Genomic DNA, 19,408 nt, shown 5'->3' with positions numbered 1-19,408 from the left:
GTGCTCCGCCTGCGTGCGCTCCTGGCCGGCCTGGTCGCGGTGCTCGTCCTCGCCGGCTGCTCCGAGGAGCCCGAGGCGCCGACCCCGGAGCCGCCCACCATCGCCGTCACCGGGGCCTTCGGCCGACCACCGGTCGTGAGCTTCGAGACTCCCCTCGACCTCACGGAGGAGGAGACCGAGGTGCTCGTCGAGGGGGAGGGGCGCCAGCTGCGTGACGGCGGCCCGGCGCTCCTCGCGCTCAGCGCCTACGACGGCAGCACCGGCGAGCCGCTGCCGGACCGCGGCGCCGGCACCGCCCGCACCCTGCTCCTCACGCCCGAGCAGGTGGGCGAGGACGTCCACCCCCTCCTCGTCGGCACCCCCGAGGGCAGCCGCCTGCTCGTCACCCAGCCGGTGAGCGACGACGACGGCGAGCGGATGCTCGTCCTGGTCGTCGACGTCCTCCACACGGTCGCCCAGGGCGAGGAGCTCGAGCCCGAGGAGGGCATGCCCGCCGTCACGCAGGACGACGACGGCGTCTCCATCACCCTGCCCGACACCGCCCCGCCCAGTGCGCTCGAGGTCGACACCGTCATCCGCGGTGACGGCCACCAGGTGGCCCCCGGCCAGGCCATCACGGTGCAGTACCAGGCCGTCACCTGGCCCGGTGGCGACATCTACGACTCGACCTGGGCCGACGGCCAGGTGCCCCGCACGATCCTCGTCAACGACACCTTCACCGGCCTGCGCGACGGGCTGGTCGACCAGACGGTCGGCTCGCGCGTGCTCGTCGTCGTCCCGCCGGAGCTCGGCAACGGGACGCAGACGCTCGTCTTCGCCGTCGACATCCTCGCCGCCTCCGACGTCGAGGAGCAGGGCGAGCCGGACTAGCGGCGCCCTGACGGTGTCCAGCGACGTGGAGCGACCACCCCCACCCGACGTGCTCGCGGCGTTCGGCGCGACGACGCCCCTCGAGCCGCTCGCCGGCGGGCAGCGGCGGGTGTGGCGGTCCGGCGAGGTCGTGCTCAAGCCGCTCGACGTCTCGGAGGAGGAGCTGCGCTGGCAGGCCGCCGTGCTCGCAGACCTCGACGGCGCCACCGACCTGCGGGTGGCACCGCCCGTGCCGTCCACGGAGGGCGCGCTCGTCGTCGCCGGCTGGACGGCCTGGCGCTACGAGCCGGGCTCACCGCCGCGCGTCGCGCAGTACGGGGATGTCATCGCCGCCGGTCGCCTCCTCCACCACCACCTGGCGCGCTTCCCGAGGCCCCCGTTCCTCGACCGCCGCCACCACCCGTGGGCGGTGGCCGACCGCGTCGCGTGGGGTGAGGGGGACGTCGACGACGACGGCGGCCGCCTCCCGCACGTGCGCACCCTCCTCGCGGTCCGGCGGCCGCTGGGGCTGGCGGACCAGCTCGTCCACGGCGACCTCACCGACAACGTCCACCTCCACCCCGAGCTGGCGCCGCTGGTGCTCGACCTCACGCCGTACTGGCGCCCGCCGTCGTACGCGACGGCCGTGGTGGTCGCCGACGCCGTCGTCTTCCGGGGTGCGCCCCTCGACCTGGTCGACCGGGTCCGCGCCGTCGAGGGGGAGCCCTTCGTGCAGCTGCTCGTCCGGGCGCTGCTCTTCCGGGCGGTGACCGACCACCTCCTCGCACCCGAGAAGGACGAGCAGTGGGTCGACTGGTTCGGGCCCGCGTCCCGCTACGTCGCTTCCCTCGCCGAGGCCTGAGCGCCGACGGCCGCGTCGCCAGGGTGAGACGGGGCCCACCCGGGGCCGGGTCGGTGCGCAGGCGGCCGTAGGTGAGGACGTCGACCCGCTCGCCGTCGACGAGGAACTTCGCCCGCTCGCGTCCCTCGCGGACGAAGCCGGCCGCGGCGGCGACCAGTCCGGACGCGGGGTTGTCGACCCGGTGGCCCAGCTCGAGGCGTTCGCAACCGCCGTTACCGAGCGCCCAGTCGGGCCATGTCCGGGCCGCTCGGGCCGCTCGACGGTCACGTGCGTGACCGTGCCTACGACGCGCTCCGCCGCCGCACGATCTCCGCGATCCACACCGGCGCGTACGGCGAGGTGCAGTTCGGGGGAGTGGGGTAGTCCTCGAGGACCCGCAGCCGCTCGCCGATCGCGACGGCGCGGGCGCGGTGGTCGGGGTGCTCGATACCGATCTGCGCGAGGCAGTGGTTCATCGCCCACTGGAGCCGGTCCGGCGCGTCCTTCATCTCGGCCTCGATGACGTCGAGGAGGCCGCCGAGGTCCAGGCCCTCGGGCTTCTTGGCGACGCGGTCGGTCGTCAACGCCCAGCCGGCGCTCGCCACGACCGGGTCAGCGTCCTCGAGCCACGCCAGGCGCAGGTCCTCGACGTGCCGGCTCTTGCGCACGACGTAGGAGACCAGCCAGTCGTGCACCTTGGGGCTGCGCGCCTCACGGAGCATCGCGTCGAGCTCGTCCCACGCGTACGCCTTGGGACGGCTGACGAGGACGGCAAGGAGCCGCGCGGCCGTGTCCTCGGTCCGCCACAGCGCCCGCGCGAGCTCGGGCTGCGTCTTCAGCCGCTTGGCGACGGCGCGCAGCTGGCCGAGGTTGACCCCGTGGTCGTCACCGCGACGCTCGTTCGCCTCCCGCATGCGCGGGTCCTCGAGCGCCGCCAGCTCGGCCATCACGTCGTCCACGGCCACGTCGGTCATCTGCGCCTCCTGCTCGGGTGACGCCAGCCTAGGCCGCCGCCCCGCTCAGGCGGGCCGTGCGTCGTCCTCGAGGTAGACGAGGCCGTTGCCGTCCGGGTCGGTGAAGGAGAACATCGGCGGCACGCCGTCCATCCGGACGAGCTCCTCGTTGTGGAGCGTGACCCCGGCCCGGCGGACCGCGGCGTGCGCTGCCGCGGCGTCCGGTGTGCCGAGCCGCACGGCCACCGGGATCTCCCCGTCCGGGCGGAGCAGGACGATGGCGACCGCCGAGCCCGGCGGCAGCACCTCGACGTACCTCGCCCCCGGCCACACCTCGACGTCCGCGACCAGCTCGCAACCGAGCACCTCGGTGTAGAACCGCAGCGCGGCGTCCTGGTCGGCCACGGGGACCGACACGCTGAGCACTCTCGTCGTCATACCCATGCCAGGTCAGACCGTGGCGGGGCGCGGAAGTGAGCGCCGTGCCGCTCAGGCCATGGCGGCGGTGAACGAGGCGACGGTGTCGGGGGAGCCCTGGACCTCCACCTCGGCGCGCTCGCCGCGGCCCATGAGGTAGAGCGCGAGGTCGACCGGGTCGCCGACGACGGCCACCGAGTCCGCGCCGCGCTTCACCACGGTCCGGGGGCCGGCCGAGCTCACGAGGACCACGCCCACCGGGGACCTGCGCGCCGCCATCCTGCCCATCAGTGCGAGCTGCTTCCACACGGCGTCGCGCATCTCCGCAGGGAGCCGGCGCTGCGGCCGCGGCGAGTCCCCGGCGCGGCGCAGGTCCTCGTGGTGGACGACGAACTCGACGAGGTTGGCCGCGTCCCCGAGAAAACGGGTCGGGCGCACGCCGTCGGTGCCGAGGAGCTCGTCGACGAGCGCCGCGTAACCACCGGGCGTGCTCGCCGCGCGCGCCACCTGCGACTGCCGCGGCTCCTCACCGGGCTCCGGCTTCGCCGTCATGTCCAGGCCGATGACCCACGGCCGGGTCTCGCGCAGGACGAGGTGGGCGAGCAGATCCTCGCTGCGCCAGCCCTCGCACAGGGTCGGCGCACCGGGCCCGACCTCCCGGAAGGTAGCGGCGAGCGCCCGGCGCTCCGCCTCGCTCCACCTGGCACGTGACACGTGGGTACTCCGTCCGTCTCTGGGGTGGCCCCACCGAGGGCCGGGACCCACGCTACGGTCAGCGCCGGCTCAGCGCACCGCCACGCCCGAGGCGCGCATCGCGTCCTTGACCTCGTGGACCGTCAGCGTGCCGAAGTGGAAGACCGAGGCCGCGAGGACCGCGTCCGCCCCGGCCTGCGCGGCCTCGGTGAAGTGCGCGGCGCTGCCGGCGCCGCCGGAGGCGATGAGCGGCACACCCACCCGGGCGCGGACCGCGGTGAGCATCTCGATGTCGAAGCCGTCCTCGGTGCCGTCCGCGTCGATGGAGTTGAGGAGGATCTCCCCCGCGCCGCGCTCGGCGGCCTCCACGGCCCACGCGACGGCGTCGATCCCGGTGCCGCGGCGCCCGCCGTGGGTCGTGACCTCGTAGCCCGACGGGGTCGTGGCGCCGTCGCGGCAGCGGCGCGCGTCCACGGACAGGACGATGACCTGGCGCCCGAAGCGCTCGGCGACCTCGCTGAGCAGCTCGGGGCGGGCGACCGCGGCAGTGTTGATCCCCACCTTGTCCGCGCCGGCGCGCAGCAGGCGGTCGACGTCCTCCACCGCGCGCACTCCGCCGCCCACGGTCAGCGGCACGAAGATCTCCTCGGCCGTGCGGGAGACGACGTCGAGCGTCGTCGCGCGGTCCTCGGTGGAGGCCGAGACGTCGAGGAAGGTGATCTCGTCGGCGCCCTCCGCGTCGTAGCGGCGCGCCAGCTCGACCGGGTCACCCGCGTCGCGCAGGTTCTCGAACTTCACGCCCTTGACGACGCGTCCTGCGTCGACGTCCAGGCAGGGGATCACGCGCACGGCCACACTCATCGTTCCTCCAGAATCACGGCTGGGCAGAGCGTATCCGCCCGGGCGAGGCGGCGGCCGGTAGCGTTCGTGGGGTGACTCACCTCGAGCGCGTCCTCGCGCTCCTCCCGGTGCGCCCCACCGGTCGGCGGCCCTTCGTCCTCGCCCTCGACGGCCGGTCCGGTGCGGGCAAGTCCGAGCTCGCCGCCGCCGTCGTCGAGCGCGTGCCCGGGGCACAGGTCCTCGCCCTCGAGGACGCCTACCGCGGGTGGCGGGGTCTGCGCGAGGGGGTGGAGGAGATCGCCGCCGGGGTCCTCGCCGAGCTGCGCGCCGGCCGCCCCGGCACCTACCGGCGTTACGACTGGCTGAGCGGGCAGCTGGACGGGACGGTGCGGGTGGAGCCGAGCACCGTCGTCGTCCTCGAGGGCTGCGGTGCCGGCTCGCTGCCCTGCGCCCCCTACGTCGACGCGCTCGTGTGGCTCGAGGCGCCCGAGCCCGAACGTCACCACCGCGCCATGGCCCGCGACGACGGGACGTGGCTGGACCAGTGGTCGACGTGGGCGGCCCAGGAGAGCGCGCTCCTCGCCGAGCGGGACGCCCGCGCGGCGGCGGACCTCGTGCTCGACACCTCGACCGAGTAGCGCAACCGCGCGCGGCGCGCGGGTGCCGGCGCTACCGTGGCGCCATGGCAACGTTCGCCACGAACCAGGTGCTGCCGGCGACCTACGACGCGGTGTGGTCGTTGGTGCTCGTCGCCATCCTCGTCGCGATCACCCTCGCTGTCACCGCCGCGACGCGCTTCCTGCGGCACCGTACCGCCGGGGACACGGTGGCCCGCGTCCAGGCGCTGGCGGCGCTCCACGCGTCCGGCGCGATCAGCGACGAGGAGTACGACAGGCGCCGCGAGCGGCTGCTCGACCAGCTCTGAGCCGCGCGGGTGCGGCGCGGTCCCCCTGTGCGAGGATTGTCCGCGGCCCGGGATCCCCTGGCCCGATCACCGTGTGAGCCGAGGAGCAGACCGCCGTGCCGGAGACCACCACCCGGACGCGGCGCTTCGAGCCCGGCCCCGGACCACGGCCCTACCGTCTGCCCGGCGGCACGCTGCGCCGCTCCTTCGCCCTCATGGGCCGCGGCATGCGCGACTCCCCGCGCACCTCGACCCTCGCCGTCGCCAGCTCGGTGCTCTACGGGCTCGGGACCGTCGGCTCGGGCCTGCTGCTCGGCCAGGTGACCGACCGCGTCATCACCCCGGCCCTCACCGGCGACGACGTGCCGACCTCCCACGTCTGGCTCGCCGGCCTCGGCCTGCTCCTCGTCGGCCTCGTCACCGCCGCCGCCGTCGCCGGGCGCCGCGTGTGGGCCGGGGCGGCCGTCTACGAGATCCAGGCCGCGCACCGGCTGCGCGTCACCCGCCAGTACCTGCGCCTGCCGATGTCCTGGCACCGGCGCCACCCCGCCGGGCGGCTGCTGTCCAACGCGAACGCCGACGCCGAGGCCGCCTCCGGCGTGTTCATGCCGCTGCCCTTCGCCATCGGTGTGGCCGTCATGCTCGTCGTCGCCGGCGCCGCGATGCTCGTCGCCGACCCGCTCATGGGCGTCATCGGGGTGAGCGTGCTGCCCGTCGTCGTCGTCGTCAACGCGGTGTTCCGGCGGCACATGTCCCCGCGGGTGGCGGCCTCCCAGCGGCTGCGGGCCGAGGTCTCCGACGTCGCCCACGAGTCCTTCGAGGCCTCGCTGCTCGTCAAGTCGCTGGGGACCGAGGCCGTCGAGGAGGAGCGCTTCGCTGCCGTCACCGAGCGGCTGCAGGACGCGAACATCGAGATGGGCAAGGTCCGGTCGGTCTTCGACCCCATCATCGAGTTCCTGCCCTCGGTCGCCACCCTCGCGGTGGTCGCCGTCGGGGCGGGGCAGGTCTCCCGCGGCGCGGCCGAGACCGGCGACCTCGTGATGATCGCCTACCTCCTCACCCTCATGACGTTCCCGGTGCGCGCGATCGGCTTCGTCCTCGCCGAGCTGCCCCGCTCGACGGTGGGTCACGACCGCCTCTCCTACGTCGTCGACGCCCAGGGCTCGATGCCGGAGGGGCGCGGCCGGCTGGACGGGCAGGGCGGGCTCACGCTCGACGTCGAGGGCGTCACCCTCGAGGTGCCCGCGCGGCTCGTCCCCAGCGAGATGGGGGAGGAGGCCGGCACCGACGGGAGCGGGAGGGTCGCGCTGCTGCGCGACGTGAGCCTGCGCGTGCCCGCGGGCCGGACCGTCGCCGTCGTCGGCCCCACCGGCTCGGGCAAGTCGACGCTCGTCACCCTCGTCGCCCGGCTCGTCGACCCCACCGCCGGCCGCGTGCTCCTCGACCGCGTCGACGTGCGCGAGCTCAGCCACGCCGAGCGCACCCGCCAGGTGGCCCTCGTCAGCCAGTCGACCTTCGTCTTCGACGACACGATCCGCGGGAACGTCGCCCTCGACGACGGTGCGACGGTCACCGACGAGGAGGTGTGGGCCGCGCTGCGCACCGCTCGCGCCGAGGGCTTCGTCCGCGCGCTGCCCGCCGGGCTCGACACGGTCGTGGGGGAGCGCGGCGCCACGCTGTCCGGCGGCCAGCGCCAGCGCCTCGCCATCGCCCGCGCCCTCGTGCGCCGCCCGCGCCTGCTCGTCCTGGACGACGCGACCAGCGCCGTCGACCCCGTCGTCGAGCAGGAGATCCTCGCGGGGCTCGGTGCGGGCAGCGGCGTCAGCGTCCTGCTCGTCGCCTACCGGACCGCGACCATCGCGCTGGCCGACGAGGTGGTCCACCTCGAGCGGGGCCGCGTCGTCGACGTCGGCACCCACGAGGAGCTCATGGCCCGCGACCCCGGCTACGTCGAGCTGGCCTCGAGCTACGCCCGCCGTACCGCCGAGCAGGAGGAGGCCCGATGAGCTCGACGATCTCCGCGTCCTCCGAGCTGGGCGTCGTCGCGACCGTCCGCCGTGGTCTGCAGCTGTCCCCGGCGATGCTCCAGGGCATCGGCTGGACCCTCGCCCTGGCCGTGGTGGCGACCGCCGGGCGCGTCGTCGTGCCCGTCGTCATCCAGCAGGTCACCGACAACGCGATCATGGCCGACGGCGGACCGGACGTGCCCGTCGTCGTGCGTACTGCACTGCTCGCCCTCGCCTTCGTCCTCCTCGCAGGGCTGGCGAGCTCCGCCGTCAACATCCGGCTCTTCCGCGCGAGCGAGCGCGGTCTGGCCCAGCTGCGCACGCGGACCTTCCGCCACGTCCACGACCTCTCGGTGCTCACGCAGAACGCCGAGCGGCGCGGCTCGCTCGTCTCGCGCGTCACCAGCGACGTCGACACCGTCTCCCGCTTCGTCCAGTTCGGCGGGCTCCAGCTCATCCTCAACATCGGCCAGCTGCTCATGGCGACGGTCGCGATGCTCGTGTACTCGCCGCTGCTCGCGCTCGTCGTGTGGCTGTGCTTCGCGCCGATGTTCGTGCTCGCGCCACGGGCCCAGCGGGTGATCTCCCGGGCGTACGGGGCGGTGCGCGTGAAGGTCGGCGTCATGCTCGGCGCGATCTCCGAGTCGATCGTCGGTGCGGAGACGATCCGGGCCTACGGCGCCTCGGGGCGCACCCAGCGCCGCATCGACGATGCCGTCCAGGACCACCGCGCCGACGCGATCAAGGCGCAGACCTTCACCGCCCTCGCCTTCTCCACCGGCATGGCGTTCTCCGCCCTGGCGCTGGGCGCGACGGTCGTGACCGGCACGTTCCTCGCGCTGGGCGGGCACCTCACGCTCGGGCAGCTGCTCGCGTTCCTCTTCCTCGTCCAGATGTTCACCGGTCCGGTGCAGAACGCGACCGAGATGCTCAACGAGCTGCAGAACGCCGTCGCCGGGTGGCGCCGTGTCATCGCCGTCCTCGAGACGCCGCTGGAGATCACCGACCCCGCCGCCACCCCCCTTCCCGCCGAGAGCCGACTTACCGCCGAGAGCCGACTTTCCGCCGAGAGCCGACTTACCGCCGAGAGCCGACTCGCCGACGACGGCGGGGGCCGGGCGGCCTCCGTCGAGTTCCGTGACATCCGCTTCGCCTACCCGGGCGGGCCGGAGGTGCTCCACGGCATCGACCTGACGATCCCGCCGGGAACGACGGTGGCGATGGTCGGGGAGACCGGCTCGGGCAAGACCACCCTCGGCAAGCTCCTCACCCGCCTCATGGACCCCACGAGCGGGCAGGTCCTCCTCGACGGCTCCGACCTGCGCGAGCTGCCGCTCGCCACGCTCCGCAGCCGGGTGGTGCTCGTCCCGCAGGAGGGCTTCCTCTTCGACGGCACCATCGCCGAGAACGTCGCCTACGGCCGGCTGCCGCACCCGCGCGCGCAGGTCGAGGCCGCCGTCGCCGAGCTCGGCCTCACCGACTGGCTCGCCACGCTCAGCGACGGCCTCGACACGCCCGTGGGGCAGCGCGGGGAGTCGCTGTCGGCGGGGGAGCGGCAGCTCGTCGCCATCGCCCGCGCCTACCTCGCCGACGCGGACCTGCTCGTCCTGGACGAGGCGACCTCCGCCGTCGACCCCGCGACCGAGGGCCGCATCAGCCGCGCGCTGGCACGCCTGCAGGCCGGTCGCACGTCCGTGGCGATCGCCCACCGGCTCTCGACGGCGGAGGCGGCCGACCTCGTCGTCGTCGTCGACGCGGGGCACGTCGTCGAGGTCGGCCACCACCGCGAGCTGGTGAGCCGCGGCGGCGTCTACGCCCGCATGCACGAGAGCTGGGTCCGCCAGACCCGCTGATGGTCACCCAACTCCGCAATTGGTCGGCTGGCTGACGCCTGCGAGCCAGAAGGCGTCGCCCAAGCGACCAATTGCGAAGGTGGGGGATCAGCGCTGCTGGACTGTCCAGGTCTCGTCGATCGGGACGCCGGCGTCGCGGATGAGGTTGAACAGCGGGCAGCGGCGCAGCACCTGGGCCTTGAGCTCGCCGAGCTCGGCCTCGGGGACGGACGTCGTCAGTGTGACGGTGAGAGTGAGGGTCTGGAAGTGCGGGGAGACGTCGGCGGTGCCGGCGAAGCCGCGGATGTCCAGGGTCCCCGTCGCCTCGGTCGTGACGCCGTCGACGGCGATCCCCAGCTCGGCCGCCACCGTCTCGACGACCACGGTGACGCAGCCGTTGAGCGCGCCGAGGACGTACTCGATCGGGTTGGCGCCCTCGTCGGTGCCCCCCAGGGAGGGCGGCTCGGCGACGACGAAGCCGAACTGGCGGGCCGCGACGGCGGTGGACAAGGAGCCGGTCGAGCGGCCGGTCGCGGTGAAGGAGGCGAGGCGGGGCGTCGGGTCGGTGGTGCGTGCTTCGGCGGTGGCGGTCATCGGTTCTCTCCGGGTCGTCGTCGGGTGTCGTGCCTGCACGCTAGGAAGGGCCGCAGGCCCTGACACGCCGTGCCCGGGCTACGGGACCCCTCGGCCGGGACGGTCCCGCGCGGCGAGACGGGCACCCGACCGGCTTCTTCGTCGCACGGCCGTCTGCTAACACCTGCCGATCGGCTCCCGACAGGCCCTCCCGGTGGCCACACCGCGCCCGCTCGCGCACCAGGTGGTGCGCACCGCCTGCTCGCCCTCCAGCGCGCCGCGGCACCCGGGCGGTGCGAGGGCACGCGCACGGTCCGGCGTCGGTTCGGCGGCGCTGACCGGCGCCGTCGCGGGCGTGGGCCGTCACCGCCTGGCTCCGGGGCCGGTGACGGCGGCCGATCTGGCAAGATCAACGGGTGTCCAGCCTCGACCCCTCGATCGCCGCCCGGCTCAAGCGCGACAGCTCCGGCCTCGTCTGCGCCGTCGTCCAGGACGACTCCACCGACCAGGTCCTCATGGTCGGCTGGATGGACGACGAAGCCCTCGCCCGCACCCTCACCACCGGCCGCGCCACCTACTGGTCGCGCTCCCGGCAGGAGTACTGGCGCAAGGGCGACACGTCCGGGAACGTCCAGCACGTGCGCTCGGTCGCCCTCGACTGCGACGGCGACGCCCTGCTCGTGCGCGTGGAGCAGGTCGGCCCGGCGTGCCACACCGGCACCCGCACGTGCTTCGAGGCCGGCGGCGACCTCGGTGCCGTCCTCGGCGACGGCGGGCCGGCATGAGCGCCCCCGAGTGGGGCGCGACCTGGCCCGAGCTGCCGGCGTTTCGCGAGCTCGCCGCCGGCCGCCGCGTCATCCCGGTCGTCCGCCGTCTCCTCGCCGACGACGTCACGCCCGTGGGCCTGTACCGCCAGCTCGCCGCCGGCCGGCCGGGGACCTTCATCCTCGAGTCCGCCGAGCACGGCGCCTGGGCGCGGTGGTCCTTCGTCGGCGTCCGCTCCCGCGCGACGCTCCTGTCCCGCGGCGGGCGCGCCACGTGGCTCGGTGACGTCCCGGTGGGTGTGCCCACCGAAGGTCCCGTCCTCGACGTCCTGCGCGAGACGCTGCGTGTCCTGCACACCCCGGCCCTGCCCGACCTGCCCCCGCTCACCGGCGGGCTCGTCGGCTCCCTCGGCTGGGACGTCCTGCGCCAGTGGGAGCCGCGGTTGCGCGCCAACGCCCCCACCGAGCTCGACGCCCCCGAGGTCGCGTTGTGCCTGGCCAGCGACCTCGCCGCCGTCGACCACGCCGACGGCTCGGTGTGGCTCATCGCCAACGCCATCAACTTCGACGACACCGACGAGCGCGTCGACCAGGCCCACGCCGACGCGGTCGCCCGGCTCGACGCGATGCAGGCCGCGCTCCTGGCACCGGTGACCAGCCACGCCGCCGTCACCGCGCCCGGCGCGCCGGAGCCCGCGGAGCTGCGCTACCGCACCACCCGCGAGGACTTCGAGAACGGTGTCCAGGCGGCCAAGCAGGCCATCCGGGACGGGGAGGTCTTCCAGCTCGTCCTGTCCCAGCGCGTGGACGTCGACTCCCCGGCCGACCCGCTCGAGGTCTACCGCGCGCTGCGCACGATCAACCCAAGCCCGTACATGTACTACCTCGAGCTGCCCGACGAGCCGGCCGAGGGCCGCTCGGCGAGCTTCGCCGTCGTCGGCTCGAGCCCGGAGACGCTCGTCAAGGTCACCGACGGCACCGTCGTCACCTTCCCCATCGCGGGCTCCCGCCCGCGCGGCGCGCACGCGGAGGAGGACAGTGCGCTGGGGGAGGAGCTCCTCGCCGACCCCAAGGAGCGATCGGAGCACATCATGCTCGTCGACCTCGCCCGCAACGACCTCGTCAAGGTCTGCGAGCCGACGACCGTCGAGGTCGTCGAGCTCATGGAGGTCAAGCGCTACAGCCACATCATGCACATCTCCTCGACGGTGACCGGGCGGCTGCGCGAGACGTCCACGGCCCTGGACAGCCTCGTCGCGACCTTCCCCGCGGGCACGCTCTCCGGTGCCCCCAAGCCCCGCGCCATCGAGCTCATCGACGACCTCGAGCCCGCCCGCCGCGGTATCTACGGCGGCACGATCGGCTACCTCGACTTCGCCGGCGACGCCGACATGGCCATCGCGATCCGCACCGCGTACATCCGCGACGGCGTCGCGAGCGTCCAGGCGGGGGCCGGGATCGTCGCCGACTCCGTCCCCGAGCTCGAGTACGAGGAGTCCCGCAACAAGGCGGCCGCCGCGCTGCGTGCCGTCCACGTCGCCGCGTCCCTGCGCCCCGCCGAGGAGCAGGGATGACGACGCCGGGGGGCTCGTCCCGCCGGCCGCCGACGCGGGGACGCGCCGTCGTCGTCGTCCTCGTCCTGGGCGTCGTCACGTTCGGGCTGTCGCTGCTCACCTGGGCGAGCGCGCCCGTGCCGACGGTGCTGGCCGAGCAGACCGTGACCGTCAGCGGCGGGGACGCCGCGCCGGCCACCACCGCCACCGGCCTGGCCGTCCTCGCCACCGCGCTGGCCGTGGCGCTGGGCGGCCGGTGGGTGAGCCGCATCTGCGCCGTCGCCCTCGTCGTGCTCGGTGCCCTGCTGGCCGCCGCGGCGGTCGGCTTCCTCCTCGACCCCCGGCCGCCGCTCCTCGCCGCGGCCGCCGCCGTCAGCGGTGTGCGCGAGATCTCAGCCGAGCCGTCGACCACCCCGTGGCCCTACCTCGCGGTCGCGGCCGGCGTGCTCGTCGCGGCCTCCGCCGTCCTCGTCCTGCGCGCCGCGAGGACGACGACGGCGGGCGGGCGCCGCTTCGAGCGGGCCCCCGCCGCGGGGGCGCGCCCCCGTCCCGCTGCGGGCGCCGAGGCACGGGACGACCGCGTCCGGGCCATGGACGACTGGGACGCGCTCGGGCGGGGCGAGGACCCGACCGAGCCCGAGCACCGATAGGCTTGCCGGCAGACCACGGACCGTTTGAGAGGACTCGACCCATGGCGCACGACGGCACGAGCCGCGACTACGACCTGCCCCCGGTCGCCCCGTTCCACAACGAGGGCAAGACCGTCGCAGGCTGGGTGATGTTCTGGGGCGTGTGCGTGGGTGCCGTCGTCGTCGCCCTGGGCATGATCATGTGGGAGATGTGGATCATCGCCGTCGGTGGCGCGATCCTCGTCCTCGCGCTCGTCGTCAGCGGGGTCCTCAGCGTCATGGGCATGGGCCAGCCGCGGAACCGGGACAACCCGCCGCAGGCCGGGCAGCCCGACTGGTACGCGTGAGCAACCCCGCCACGGAGAGCAACCGCCTCGGGAGCTGGGCGCTCGGACTTGGTGTCCTCGGTCTCGTCGCGCTGCTCGCGCCGGCGGCGGTCGCCGTCGTCGTCGCGGGGGCGCTCGTGAGCATCACCGCCGTCGTCCTCGGGGTCAACGGCGTGCTCGCCCACTCGGCCGGGCGGGCGAGCAACCGCCCGCAGGCGGTCGCGGGCATCCTGCTCGGGGCCGTCGGTGCCCTGCTGTGGCTGCTCGCCGTCGTCGGCGTGGTCATCGGGGTGTAGCACCCGCCCGCTAGCCGGACGGTGGGCCGGGGGGTCAGTCGTGGCCCCTACCATGGGACCCAGAACCAGGGGAGGGAGACACCGTGACGGTCCTGGAAGACATCGTGGCCGGGGTCCGCGAGGACCTTGCCGAGCGTGAGCAGCAGGTGCCGCTCGACGCGCTCAAGGAGCGTGCCCAGCAGCAGCCGGGCGCCAAGGACGCGGTCGCGGCACTGCGTGGCGGCGAGGAGGCCGTCACCGTCATCGCCGAGGTCAAGCGGTCCAGCCCCTCCAAGGGCGCGCTGGCGGACATCGCCGACCCCGCCGGGCTGGCCGGCGACTACGAGGCCGGCGGCGCCAGCGCCATCTCCGTCCTCACCGAGCGGCGGCGCTTCGGTGGCTCCCTCGAGGACCTCGCAGCTGTGCGGGCGTCGGTGGACGTGCCGGTCCTGCGCAAGGACTTCGTCGTCACCCCCTACCAGGTGTGGGAGGCCCGGGCCTACGGCGCGGACCTCGTCCTCCTCATCGTCGCCGCCCTCGAGCAGACCGTCCTCACCTCGCTCGTCGAGCGCGTCCACTCCCTCGGGATGACCGCCCTCGTCGAGGCGCACGACCGCGAGGAGGCCAAGCGCGCGGTGGACGCCGGTGCACAGGTCGTCGGGATCAACGCCCGCAACCTCCACACCCTCGAGGTCGACCGGTCCGTCTTCGCCAACGTCGTCGACGTCGTGCCCAGCGGGCTGCTCCGGGTCGCCGAGTCCGGTGTCCGCGGCCCGCACGACGTGCTCGACTACGCCCGCGCCGGCGCGGACGTCGTCCTCGTCGGCGAGGCGCTCGTCACCCAGGGCACCCCCCGCCAGGCGGTGGCCGACATGGTCGCCGCCGGGGCGCACCCCGCCCTCCGGTCGGTGCGCAAGTGAGCCTGAGCCAGGCCGAGGGCCCCTACTTCGGTCGCTTCGGCGGCCGCTTCGTCGCCGAGGCGCTCGTCGCCGCGCTCGACGAGCTCGACACCGCGTGGCGCGAGCTGCGCGAGGACCCCGCCTTCCAGGCCGAGCTCGCCGAGCTGCACCGCACCTACACGGGACGCCCGAGCATCATCACCGAGGTGCCGCGCTTCGCCGAGCACGCCGGGGGTGCGCGGGTCATCCTCAAGCGCGAGGACCTCAACCACACCGGGTCCCACAAGATCAACAACGTCCTCGGGCAGGCGCTGCTCACCCGCAAGCTCGGCAAGAAGCGGGTCATCGCCGAGACCGGTGCCGGCCAGCACGGCGTCGCGACGGCCACCGCGGCCGCGCTCCTCGGCCTCGAGTGCGTCATCTACATGGGCGAGGAGGACGTGCGCCGCCAGGCGCTCAACGTCGCGCGCATGGAGCTGCTCGGCACGAAGGTCGTTCCCGTGTCCAGCGGCTCGCGCACGCTCAAGGACGCCATCAACGAGGCGTTCCGAGACTGGGTGACGAACGTCGAGACGACGAACTACGTCTTCGGCACCGCCGCCGGCCCGCACCCCTTCCCGGGGCTCGTCCGCGACCTGCAGAAGATCATCGGCGAGGAGGCGCGCGAGCAGGTCCTCGAGCTCACCGGCTCCCTGCCGGACGCCGTCGTCGCCTGCGTCGGTGGCGGCTCCAACGCGATCGGCATCTTCAACGCCTTCCTCGACGACGCCGCCGTGCGCCTGGTCGGGTGCGAGGCGGCCGGCGACGGCGTCGAGACGGGCCGTCACGCGTCCTCCATCACCGCCGGCACGCCGGGCGTGCTCCACGGCGCGCACACCTTCCTCCTCCAGGACGAGGACGGGCAGACGGTCGAGTCGCACTCGATCTCCGCCGGCCTCGACTACCCCGGCGTGGGACCCGAGCACGCGTGGCTCGCCGAGGCCGGCCGCGCCGACTACGTCCCGATCGATGACGCCTCGGCCATGGAGGCCTTCCGGCTGCTGTGCCGCACCGAGGGCATCATCCCGGCGATCGAGAGCGCGCACGCGCTGGCCGGGGCGATCCGGCTCGGCAGGGCGGCGGCGGACGCGGGGGAGCCGGCCCCGACGATCCTCGTCAACCTCTCCGGGCGCGGGGACAAGGACGTGGAGACGGCGGCGGCGTGGTTCGGGCTGCTCGATGACGAGTCGGCAGCGAAGCCGCAGGACGAGGCGAAGACCGGCTCGGTGGACGGCGCCGGCTACGAGGCGACGGGGAGCGTGGAGAACTGATGGGCCAGCAGACGACCACCTCCCGCCGGGGGTCCGGGGAGGCCATCGACGCCGCCCTCGCCGAGGGCCGCAAGGGTCTCGTCATCTACCTCCCGGTCGGCTTCCCGACCGTCGACCGGTCCGTCGCCGCCGCCCGCGCGGCCGTCGCGGCCGGGGCGGACGTCGTCGAGCTCGGTCTGCCGTACTCCGACCCCGGCATGGACGGGGAGGTCATCCAGCACGCGACCACCCAGGCACTCGCGCAGGGCACGCGGATCACCGACGTGCTGCGCGCCGTGGAGTCGGTCGCCAAGACCGGCGCCGCCGTGCTCGTCATGACGTACTACAACCCGGTGCTGCGCTACGGCGTCGAGCGCTTCGCGCGCGACCTCGCCAGTGCGGGTGGCGCGGGCCTCATCACTCCCGACCTCATCCCCGACGAGGCCGGCCACTGGGTCGCCGCCGCCGACGAGCACGACCTCGACAAGGTCTTCCTCGTCGCGCCGAGCTCCACCGACGAGCGCCTCGCGATGACGGCCGAGGCCTCCCGCGGCTTCGTCTACGCCGCCTCGACGATGGGCGTGACCGGCGTCCGGTCCGCCGTCGACACCCACGCCCGCGAGCTCGTGGCCCGCACCCGGGCCGCCGGCGCGCAGCGCGTGTGCGTGGGGCTGGGCGTCTCGACCGGGGAGCAGGCCGCGGAGGTCGCCGAGTACGCCGACGGCGTCATCGTCGGCTCCGCGCTCGTGCGCACCCTGCAGGACCCCGACGAGAAGGCCGCCCTCGCCGCGCTGGGCGCGCTCGTCGAGGACCTGTCCGCCGGCGTCCGCCGCTAACCCCGCCTGTCGTCCCCCTCCCGCCGACAGCCGACTTCCCGCCGACAGCCGACTTCCCGCCGAGAGCCGACTTGTCGCCGAGAGCCGACTTGTCGCCGTCAGCCGACTTGTCGCCGACAGCTGAGTTGCCGCCGACGGCTGAGTTGTTCGTGACCGCCACCCCGCGGCTTCGGGAATCGTCGCAAGCCGGGCACGTTACGCTGCCCGGGTGCTGATCCTTCCCGCATCGATCCCCAGCCCGTCCCAGGCGGAGTGGTTCCTCGGGCCCTTCCCGCTGCGGGTCTACGCCCTGGCCATCGGGCTCGGAATCGTCGCGGCCTGGTGGATCCTCGACCGCCGGTACACCGCCAAGGACGGTCCGCGGGACACCGCGATCGACGTCGCGCTGTGGATGGTGCTCTTCGGGATCGTCGGCGCGCGGATCTACCACGTCATCTCCTCGCCCGACGCGTACTTCGGGGAGAACGGTAACCCCGCGCGGATCATCGAGATCTGGAACGGCGGGCTGGGGATCTGGGGCGCGATCGCCGGCGGCGCCGTCGGCGCCGCGATCGCGATGCGCCGCCGCGGCCTGCGGCTCGCCCCCTTCGCCGACGCCCTCGCGCCCGGACTGCTCGTCGCGCAGGCGATCGGCCGCCTGGGCAACTACTTCAACCAGGAGCTCTACGGCGCCCCGACCACGCTGCCGTGGGGTCTGGAGATCGACGCCGCCCACCGCGTCGCCGGATACACCGACCCCGGCCTCCTCTTCCACCCCACCTTCCTCTACGAGATGGTGTGGAACCTCGCGATGGTCGGCGTGCTCCTGTGGGCCGAGCGCCGCTTCCGCCTTCGCCACGGCCGGGTCATGTGGCTCTACGTCATGCTCTACACGCTGGGCCGGGGCTGGATCGAGTACCTGCGCATCGACACCGCCGAGACGGTCCTCGGCGTGCGCCTCAACGTGTGGACCTCGGCGCTCGTCTTCCTCCTCGCCCTGGCGATCTTCGTCCGCGTCGGGCGGCGCACCCGCGGCCAGGAGGAGGAGATCTGGCTCCCCGGGCACGAACCCGCCGACGCGGCGGGTGACGACGCCGTCGTCGTCGAGGACGACGACGTCACCCGGCCCGGCGCGGACGAGCCCTCCTCCGTGGAGGACCGGCACACCGAGCGCTGATCGCTCGCTGCTCAGCTGTAGGTGCTGCCCACCTTGCGCCCGATCGCGAGGTGACCGCCGAGCGCGCCACCGCCCATGAGCGCGAGGCTGCCGAGCTGGCTCAGCACCTTGCCGGTGCCGTGCCGCCCGGAGCGCCGCGCCAGCCACGACCCGCCGAACAGGGCGGCCGCCGCGCCGTTCGCGGCCGCATGGACGACGCCGGTGCGCTGGTCCTCGCGCTTGCCGGTGCGCGCCCACTCCGCCCAGCCCGTCACCGCCGTCGGGACGGCGGCGAGGACACCGAGACCAACGAGCCGACGAGCGGCTCGGTGCGAGCCCGGCACCGTCAGGTCGAGGACGACCGAGCTCGTCCAGAACCCGATGGGCAGGTCGGTGAGGATGGGGTGCAGGGCGTGCCCGAGCTGCTTGCCGAGCAGGAGGTCACGCCTGCCCGGTGAGGCGATGAGCTGCTGCGTCGGGCCGGACAGGGCGGAGACGAGACCGTCGAGCCGGTCGTCCTTCTCGACGACGGCGGCGAGCCGAGCGCCCAGGGAGTCGGTCGCGGTCACCGGTCGGCTCCCTTCGCCGTGGTCCGGTAGGGCAGCAGCGCGACAAGCAGGCCACCGAGGACCGAGGCCAGGTGCAGCCAGTTGTCGGCCCAGTTGATGTTGAGGAAGTTCGCGTCCGGGTTGTCGACGACGAACAGCCCGTAGACGAACGCCGCGCCGTACCCGACGACGAGCAGCCAGCCGAAGGTGCGTGCTCCGCTCGCCGTGCGCCACAGGACGACGCCGAGAAGCCCGATGAGGAGATGGACGACGTTGTGCGCCGGGTTGATGGCGAAGCCGAGAAGCGTCTGGCTGTGGTCGTGCTCGGTCCAGCCGTCGAAGCCCGTCACGGCGAAGCCGGCGATGCCGACGACGAGGTAGACCGCTCCGATGAGGAGCGCGAGCCACTGGTGCGTCCCCCGCCTCGGTGCGGGGGCTCGGGTGGTTGACATGACATCCTCCAGCACTGGTCGGGTCCCGCCCATGATCGTGTCGGGGGGCACAGGGCGCATCCCGGGGCCAGCGGATGCCGTCGGGCGGGGCGGCCGTGACAATTCGGTCCATGGCTACCTCCCCCCACATGACCGGCGACGCCGAGCAGCTCGCCAAGATCGTCGCCGAGCGCGCGAGTGACCGCGGCGTCACCGTCGCCACCGCGGAGTCCCTCACGAGCGGACAGATCGCGGTCCATCTCGGTGCCGCCCCCGGCGCCGGCAGCTGGTTCTCCGGCGGCGCCGTCACGTACACCGTCGAGGCCAAGCAGAAGGCGCTCGGCGTCCCCGACGTCCCGGTCATCAGCGAGGACTGCGCCCGAGCGATGGCCGAGGGCGCCGCGCGTGTGCTGGGCGCCGACTGCGCCGTCGGGGTCACCGGGGTCGGTGGACCGGACCGCCAGGAGGACCAGCCGGTCGGCACCGTGTTCATCGCGATCCACACGCCGGCCGGCACGACCTGCGAGCAGCACCACTTCGACGGCGACCCGCAGGAGATCCTCGACGCGACGACCACCCGCGCGCTCGAGCTCCTCGGCGCGGGCCTGGAGGACGCGGGTCACAGCTGAGCCGGCGGTAAGTCGGCTGTCGGCGGCAAGTCGGCTGTTGGCGGTAAGTCGGCTGTCGGCGGTAAGTCGGCTGTCGGCGGTAGGGGGGCCGGGTCCTCCTGGTGTGAGGTGGGTCGCACCTTGTCCGCCACGGTGAGACGCGGGGCCGCGCGGGGAGCCGCGCCACTAGCATGAGGCGCGATCTGC

The 19,408-nt window shown here is 74.1% G+C and carries 23 protein-coding genes; 16 read left to right on the top strand and 7 right to left on the bottom strand.

What is annotated here, in order from left to right:
* Positions 1 to 870: an FKBP-type peptidyl-prolyl cis-trans isomerase gene (locus GD632_RS05740; RefSeq protein ID WP_152189722.1), complete on the top strand. Its 870-nt coding sequence runs from the start codon at positions 1 to 3 to the stop codon at positions 868 to 870.
* Between the two features lie 25 nt (positions 871 to 895).
* On the top strand, positions 896 to 1,711 hold the full coding sequence (locus GD632_RS05735; protein WP_152189720.1) for a hypothetical protein: 816 nt from the start codon (positions 896 to 898) through the stop codon (positions 1,709 to 1,711).
* A gap of 281 nt (positions 1,712 to 1,992) precedes the next feature.
* On the opposite strand, the gene GD632_RS05730 is transcribed toward GD632_RS05735, so the two are convergent.
* The 4 genes from GD632_RS05730 to hisF all read right to left on the bottom strand — a co-directional run bounded on the left by GD632_RS05730 (position 1,993) and on the right by hisF (position 4,614).
* Entirely contained in the window at positions 1,993 to 2,664 is a 672-nt protein-coding gene (locus GD632_RS05730; protein WP_152189717.1) for a DNA alkylation repair protein, read from the bottom strand.
* Positions 2,665 to 2,709: 45 nt separating this feature from the next.
* On the bottom strand, positions 2,710 to 3,060 hold the full coding sequence (locus GD632_RS05725; protein WP_226924643.1) for a VOC family protein: 351 nt from the start codon (positions 3,058 to 3,060) through the stop codon (positions 2,710 to 2,712).
* 72 nt (positions 3,061 to 3,132) lie between these two features.
* Positions 3,133 to 3,774, bottom strand: coding sequence for a TIGR03085 family metal-binding protein (locus GD632_RS05720; RefSeq protein ID WP_193311357.1), 642 nt, complete (start codon positions 3,772 to 3,774; stop codon positions 3,133 to 3,135).
* A gap of 69 nt (positions 3,775 to 3,843) precedes the next feature.
* On the bottom strand, positions 3,844 to 4,614 hold the full coding sequence (gene hisF, locus GD632_RS05715; RefSeq protein ID WP_152189711.1) for an imidazole glycerol phosphate synthase subunit HisF: 771 nt from the start codon (positions 4,612 to 4,614) through the stop codon (positions 3,844 to 3,846).
* Between the two features lie 71 nt (positions 4,615 to 4,685).
* Here hisF and GD632_RS05710 point away from each other — a divergent pair, with 71 nt between their 5' ends.
* The 4 genes from GD632_RS05710 (at position 4,686) to GD632_RS05695 (ending at position 9,356) form a co-directional block, all read left to right on the top strand.
* Positions 4,686 to 5,231, top strand: coding sequence for a nucleoside/nucleotide kinase family protein (locus GD632_RS05710; protein ID WP_152189709.1), 546 nt, complete (start codon positions 4,686 to 4,688; stop codon positions 5,229 to 5,231).
* Between the two features lie 44 nt (positions 5,232 to 5,275).
* Positions 5,276 to 5,518, top strand: a complete 243-nt coding sequence (locus tag GD632_RS05705; protein WP_152189707.1) for an SHOCT domain-containing protein — start codon at positions 5,276 to 5,278, stop codon at positions 5,516 to 5,518.
* A gap of 95 nt (positions 5,519 to 5,613) precedes the next feature.
* Positions 5,614 to 7,503: an ABC transporter ATP-binding protein gene (locus GD632_RS05700; RefSeq protein ID WP_319633105.1), complete on the top strand. Its 1,890-nt coding sequence runs from the start codon at positions 5,614 to 5,616 to the stop codon at positions 7,501 to 7,503.
* The gene (locus GD632_RS05695; RefSeq protein ID WP_152189705.1) at positions 7,500 to 9,356 is read left to right on the top strand and encodes an ABC transporter ATP-binding protein; all 1,857 of its coding nucleotides are present in this window, start codon (positions 7,500 to 7,502) and stop codon (positions 9,354 to 9,356) included. Before GD632_RS05700 ends, GD632_RS05695 begins: the two co-directional genes overlap by 4 nt.
* Positions 9,357 to 9,443: 87 nt before the next feature.
* On the opposite strand, the gene GD632_RS05690 is transcribed toward GD632_RS05695, so the two are convergent.
* A complete protein-coding gene (locus tag GD632_RS05690) occupies positions 9,444 to 9,929 on the bottom strand; it encodes an OsmC family protein (RefSeq protein ID WP_152189703.1) in 486 nt (161 codons plus the stop codon).
* A 395-nt stretch (positions 9,930 to 10,324) separates the two neighbouring features.
* Here GD632_RS05690 and hisI point away from each other — a divergent pair, with 395 nt between their 5' ends.
* From hisI to lgt, 9 genes are all read left to right on the top strand, one after another.
* Positions 10,325 to 10,693, top strand: a complete 369-nt coding sequence (gene hisI / locus GD632_RS05685; protein WP_152189701.1) for a phosphoribosyl-AMP cyclohydrolase — start codon at positions 10,325 to 10,327, stop codon at positions 10,691 to 10,693.
* Positions 10,690 to 12,246 carry an anthranilate synthase component I gene (locus GD632_RS05680; protein WP_152189698.1) on the top strand — a complete coding sequence of 519 codons (1,557 nt, stop codon included), beginning with the start codon at positions 10,690 to 10,692 and terminating at the stop codon, positions 12,244 to 12,246. The genes hisI and GD632_RS05680 overlap by 4 nt, the downstream gene beginning before the upstream one ends.
* Positions 12,243 to 12,875: a Trp biosynthesis-associated membrane protein gene (locus GD632_RS05675; protein ID WP_152189696.1), complete on the top strand. Its 633-nt coding sequence runs from the start codon at positions 12,243 to 12,245 to the stop codon at positions 12,873 to 12,875. The genes GD632_RS05680 and GD632_RS05675 overlap by 4 nt, the downstream gene beginning before the upstream one ends.
* Before the next feature lie 41 nt (positions 12,876 to 12,916).
* Positions 12,917 to 13,201: a hypothetical protein gene (locus tag GD632_RS05670; RefSeq protein ID WP_152189694.1), complete on the top strand. Its 285-nt coding sequence runs from the start codon at positions 12,917 to 12,919 to the stop codon at positions 13,199 to 13,201.
* On the top strand, positions 13,198 to 13,476 hold the full coding sequence (locus tag GD632_RS05665; protein ID WP_152189691.1) for a hypothetical protein: 279 nt from the start codon (positions 13,198 to 13,200) through the stop codon (positions 13,474 to 13,476). Before GD632_RS05670 ends, GD632_RS05665 begins: the two co-directional genes overlap by 4 nt.
* Positions 13,477 to 13,559: 83 nt before the next feature.
* Complete coding sequence (trpC, locus tag GD632_RS05660) at positions 13,560 to 14,375, top strand: indole-3-glycerol phosphate synthase TrpC (RefSeq protein WP_152189689.1); 816 nt, start codon at positions 13,560 to 13,562, stop codon at positions 14,373 to 14,375.
* On the top strand, positions 14,372 to 15,664 hold the full coding sequence (gene trpB, locus GD632_RS05655; RefSeq protein WP_152189687.1) for a tryptophan synthase subunit beta: 1,293 nt from the start codon (positions 14,372 to 14,374) through the stop codon (positions 15,662 to 15,664). The genes trpC and trpB overlap by 4 nt, the downstream gene beginning before the upstream one ends.
* Complete coding sequence (trpA, locus tag GD632_RS05650; RefSeq protein WP_152189685.1) at positions 15,664 to 16,479, top strand: tryptophan synthase subunit alpha; 816 nt, start codon at positions 15,664 to 15,666, stop codon at positions 16,477 to 16,479. Before trpB ends, trpA begins: the two co-directional genes overlap by 1 nt.
* 214 nt (positions 16,480 to 16,693) lie before the next feature.
* Positions 16,694 to 17,635, top strand: a complete 942-nt coding sequence (gene lgt, locus GD632_RS05645; protein ID WP_452176641.1) for a prolipoprotein diacylglyceryl transferase — start codon at positions 16,694 to 16,696, stop codon at positions 17,633 to 17,635.
* Between the two features lie 11 nt (positions 17,636 to 17,646).
* On the opposite strand, the gene GD632_RS05640 is transcribed toward lgt, so the two are convergent.
* Both GD632_RS05640 and GD632_RS05635 read right to left on the bottom strand, forming a co-directional pair.
* Entirely contained in the window at positions 17,647 to 18,183 is a 537-nt protein-coding gene (locus GD632_RS05640) for a DUF2231 domain-containing protein (protein WP_152189682.1), read from the bottom strand.
* A complete protein-coding gene (locus GD632_RS05635) occupies positions 18,180 to 18,614 on the bottom strand; it encodes a DUF4383 domain-containing protein (protein WP_152189680.1) in 435 nt (144 codons plus the stop codon). Before GD632_RS05635 ends, GD632_RS05640 begins: the two co-directional genes overlap by 4 nt.
* A 110-nt stretch (positions 18,615 to 18,724) precedes the next feature.
* Here GD632_RS05635 and GD632_RS05630 point away from each other — a divergent pair, with 110 nt between their 5' ends.
* Entirely contained in the window at positions 18,725 to 19,222 is a 498-nt protein-coding gene (locus GD632_RS05630) for a CinA family protein (protein ID WP_226924641.1), read from the top strand.
* Positions 19,223 to 19,408 lie beyond the last annotated feature (186 nt).

The organism is Georgenia satyanarayanai (genome assembly GCF_009193135.1).
Taxonomy (GTDB): domain Bacteria; phylum Actinomycetota; class Actinomycetes; order Actinomycetales; family Actinomycetaceae; genus Oceanitalea; species Oceanitalea satyanarayanai.
The sequence above is the reverse complement of the archived record's forward strand: the minus strand, read 5'-3'. Positions and strand labels throughout refer to the sequence as shown.

Excerpts from the sequence above, each read along its gene's own strand:
- GD632_RS05730 (WP_152189717.1), bottom strand. The coding sequence starts at position 2,664 with ATGACCGACGTGGCCGTGGACGACGTGATGGCCGAGCTGGCGGCGCTC.
- hisF (WP_152189711.1), bottom strand. The coding sequence starts at position 4,614 with ATGAGTGTGGCCGTGCGCGTGATCCCCTGCCTGGACGTCGACGCAGGA.
- GD632_RS05705 (WP_152189707.1), top strand. The coding sequence starts at position 5,276 with ATGGCAACGTTCGCCACGAACCAGGTGCTGCCGGCGACCTACGACGCG.
- GD632_RS05695 (WP_152189705.1), top strand. The coding sequence starts at position 7,500 with ATGAGCTCGACGATCTCCGCGTCCTCCGAGCTGGGCGTCGTCGCGACC.
- GD632_RS05690 (WP_152189703.1), bottom strand. The coding sequence starts at position 9,929 with ATGACCGCCACCGCCGAAGCACGCACCACCGACCCGACGCCCCGCCTC.
- GD632_RS05680 (WP_152189698.1), top strand. The coding sequence starts at position 10,690 with ATGAGCGCCCCCGAGTGGGGCGCGACCTGGCCCGAGCTGCCGGCGTTT.
- GD632_RS05675 (WP_152189696.1), top strand. The coding sequence starts at position 12,243 with ATGACGACGCCGGGGGGCTCGTCCCGCCGGCCGCCGACGCGGGGACGC.
- GD632_RS05670 (WP_152189694.1), top strand. The coding sequence starts at position 12,917 with ATGGCGCACGACGGCACGAGCCGCGACTACGACCTGCCCCCGGTCGCC.
- trpA (WP_152189685.1), top strand. The coding sequence starts at position 15,664 with ATGGGCCAGCAGACGACCACCTCCCGCCGGGGGTCCGGGGAGGCCATC.
- GD632_RS05635 (WP_152189680.1), bottom strand. The coding sequence starts at position 18,614 with ATGTCAACCACCCGAGCCCCCGCACCGAGGCGGGGGACGCACCAGTGG.
- GD632_RS05630 (WP_226924641.1), top strand. The coding sequence starts at position 18,725 with ATGGCTACCTCCCCCCACATGACCGGCGACGCCGAGCAGCTCGCCAAG.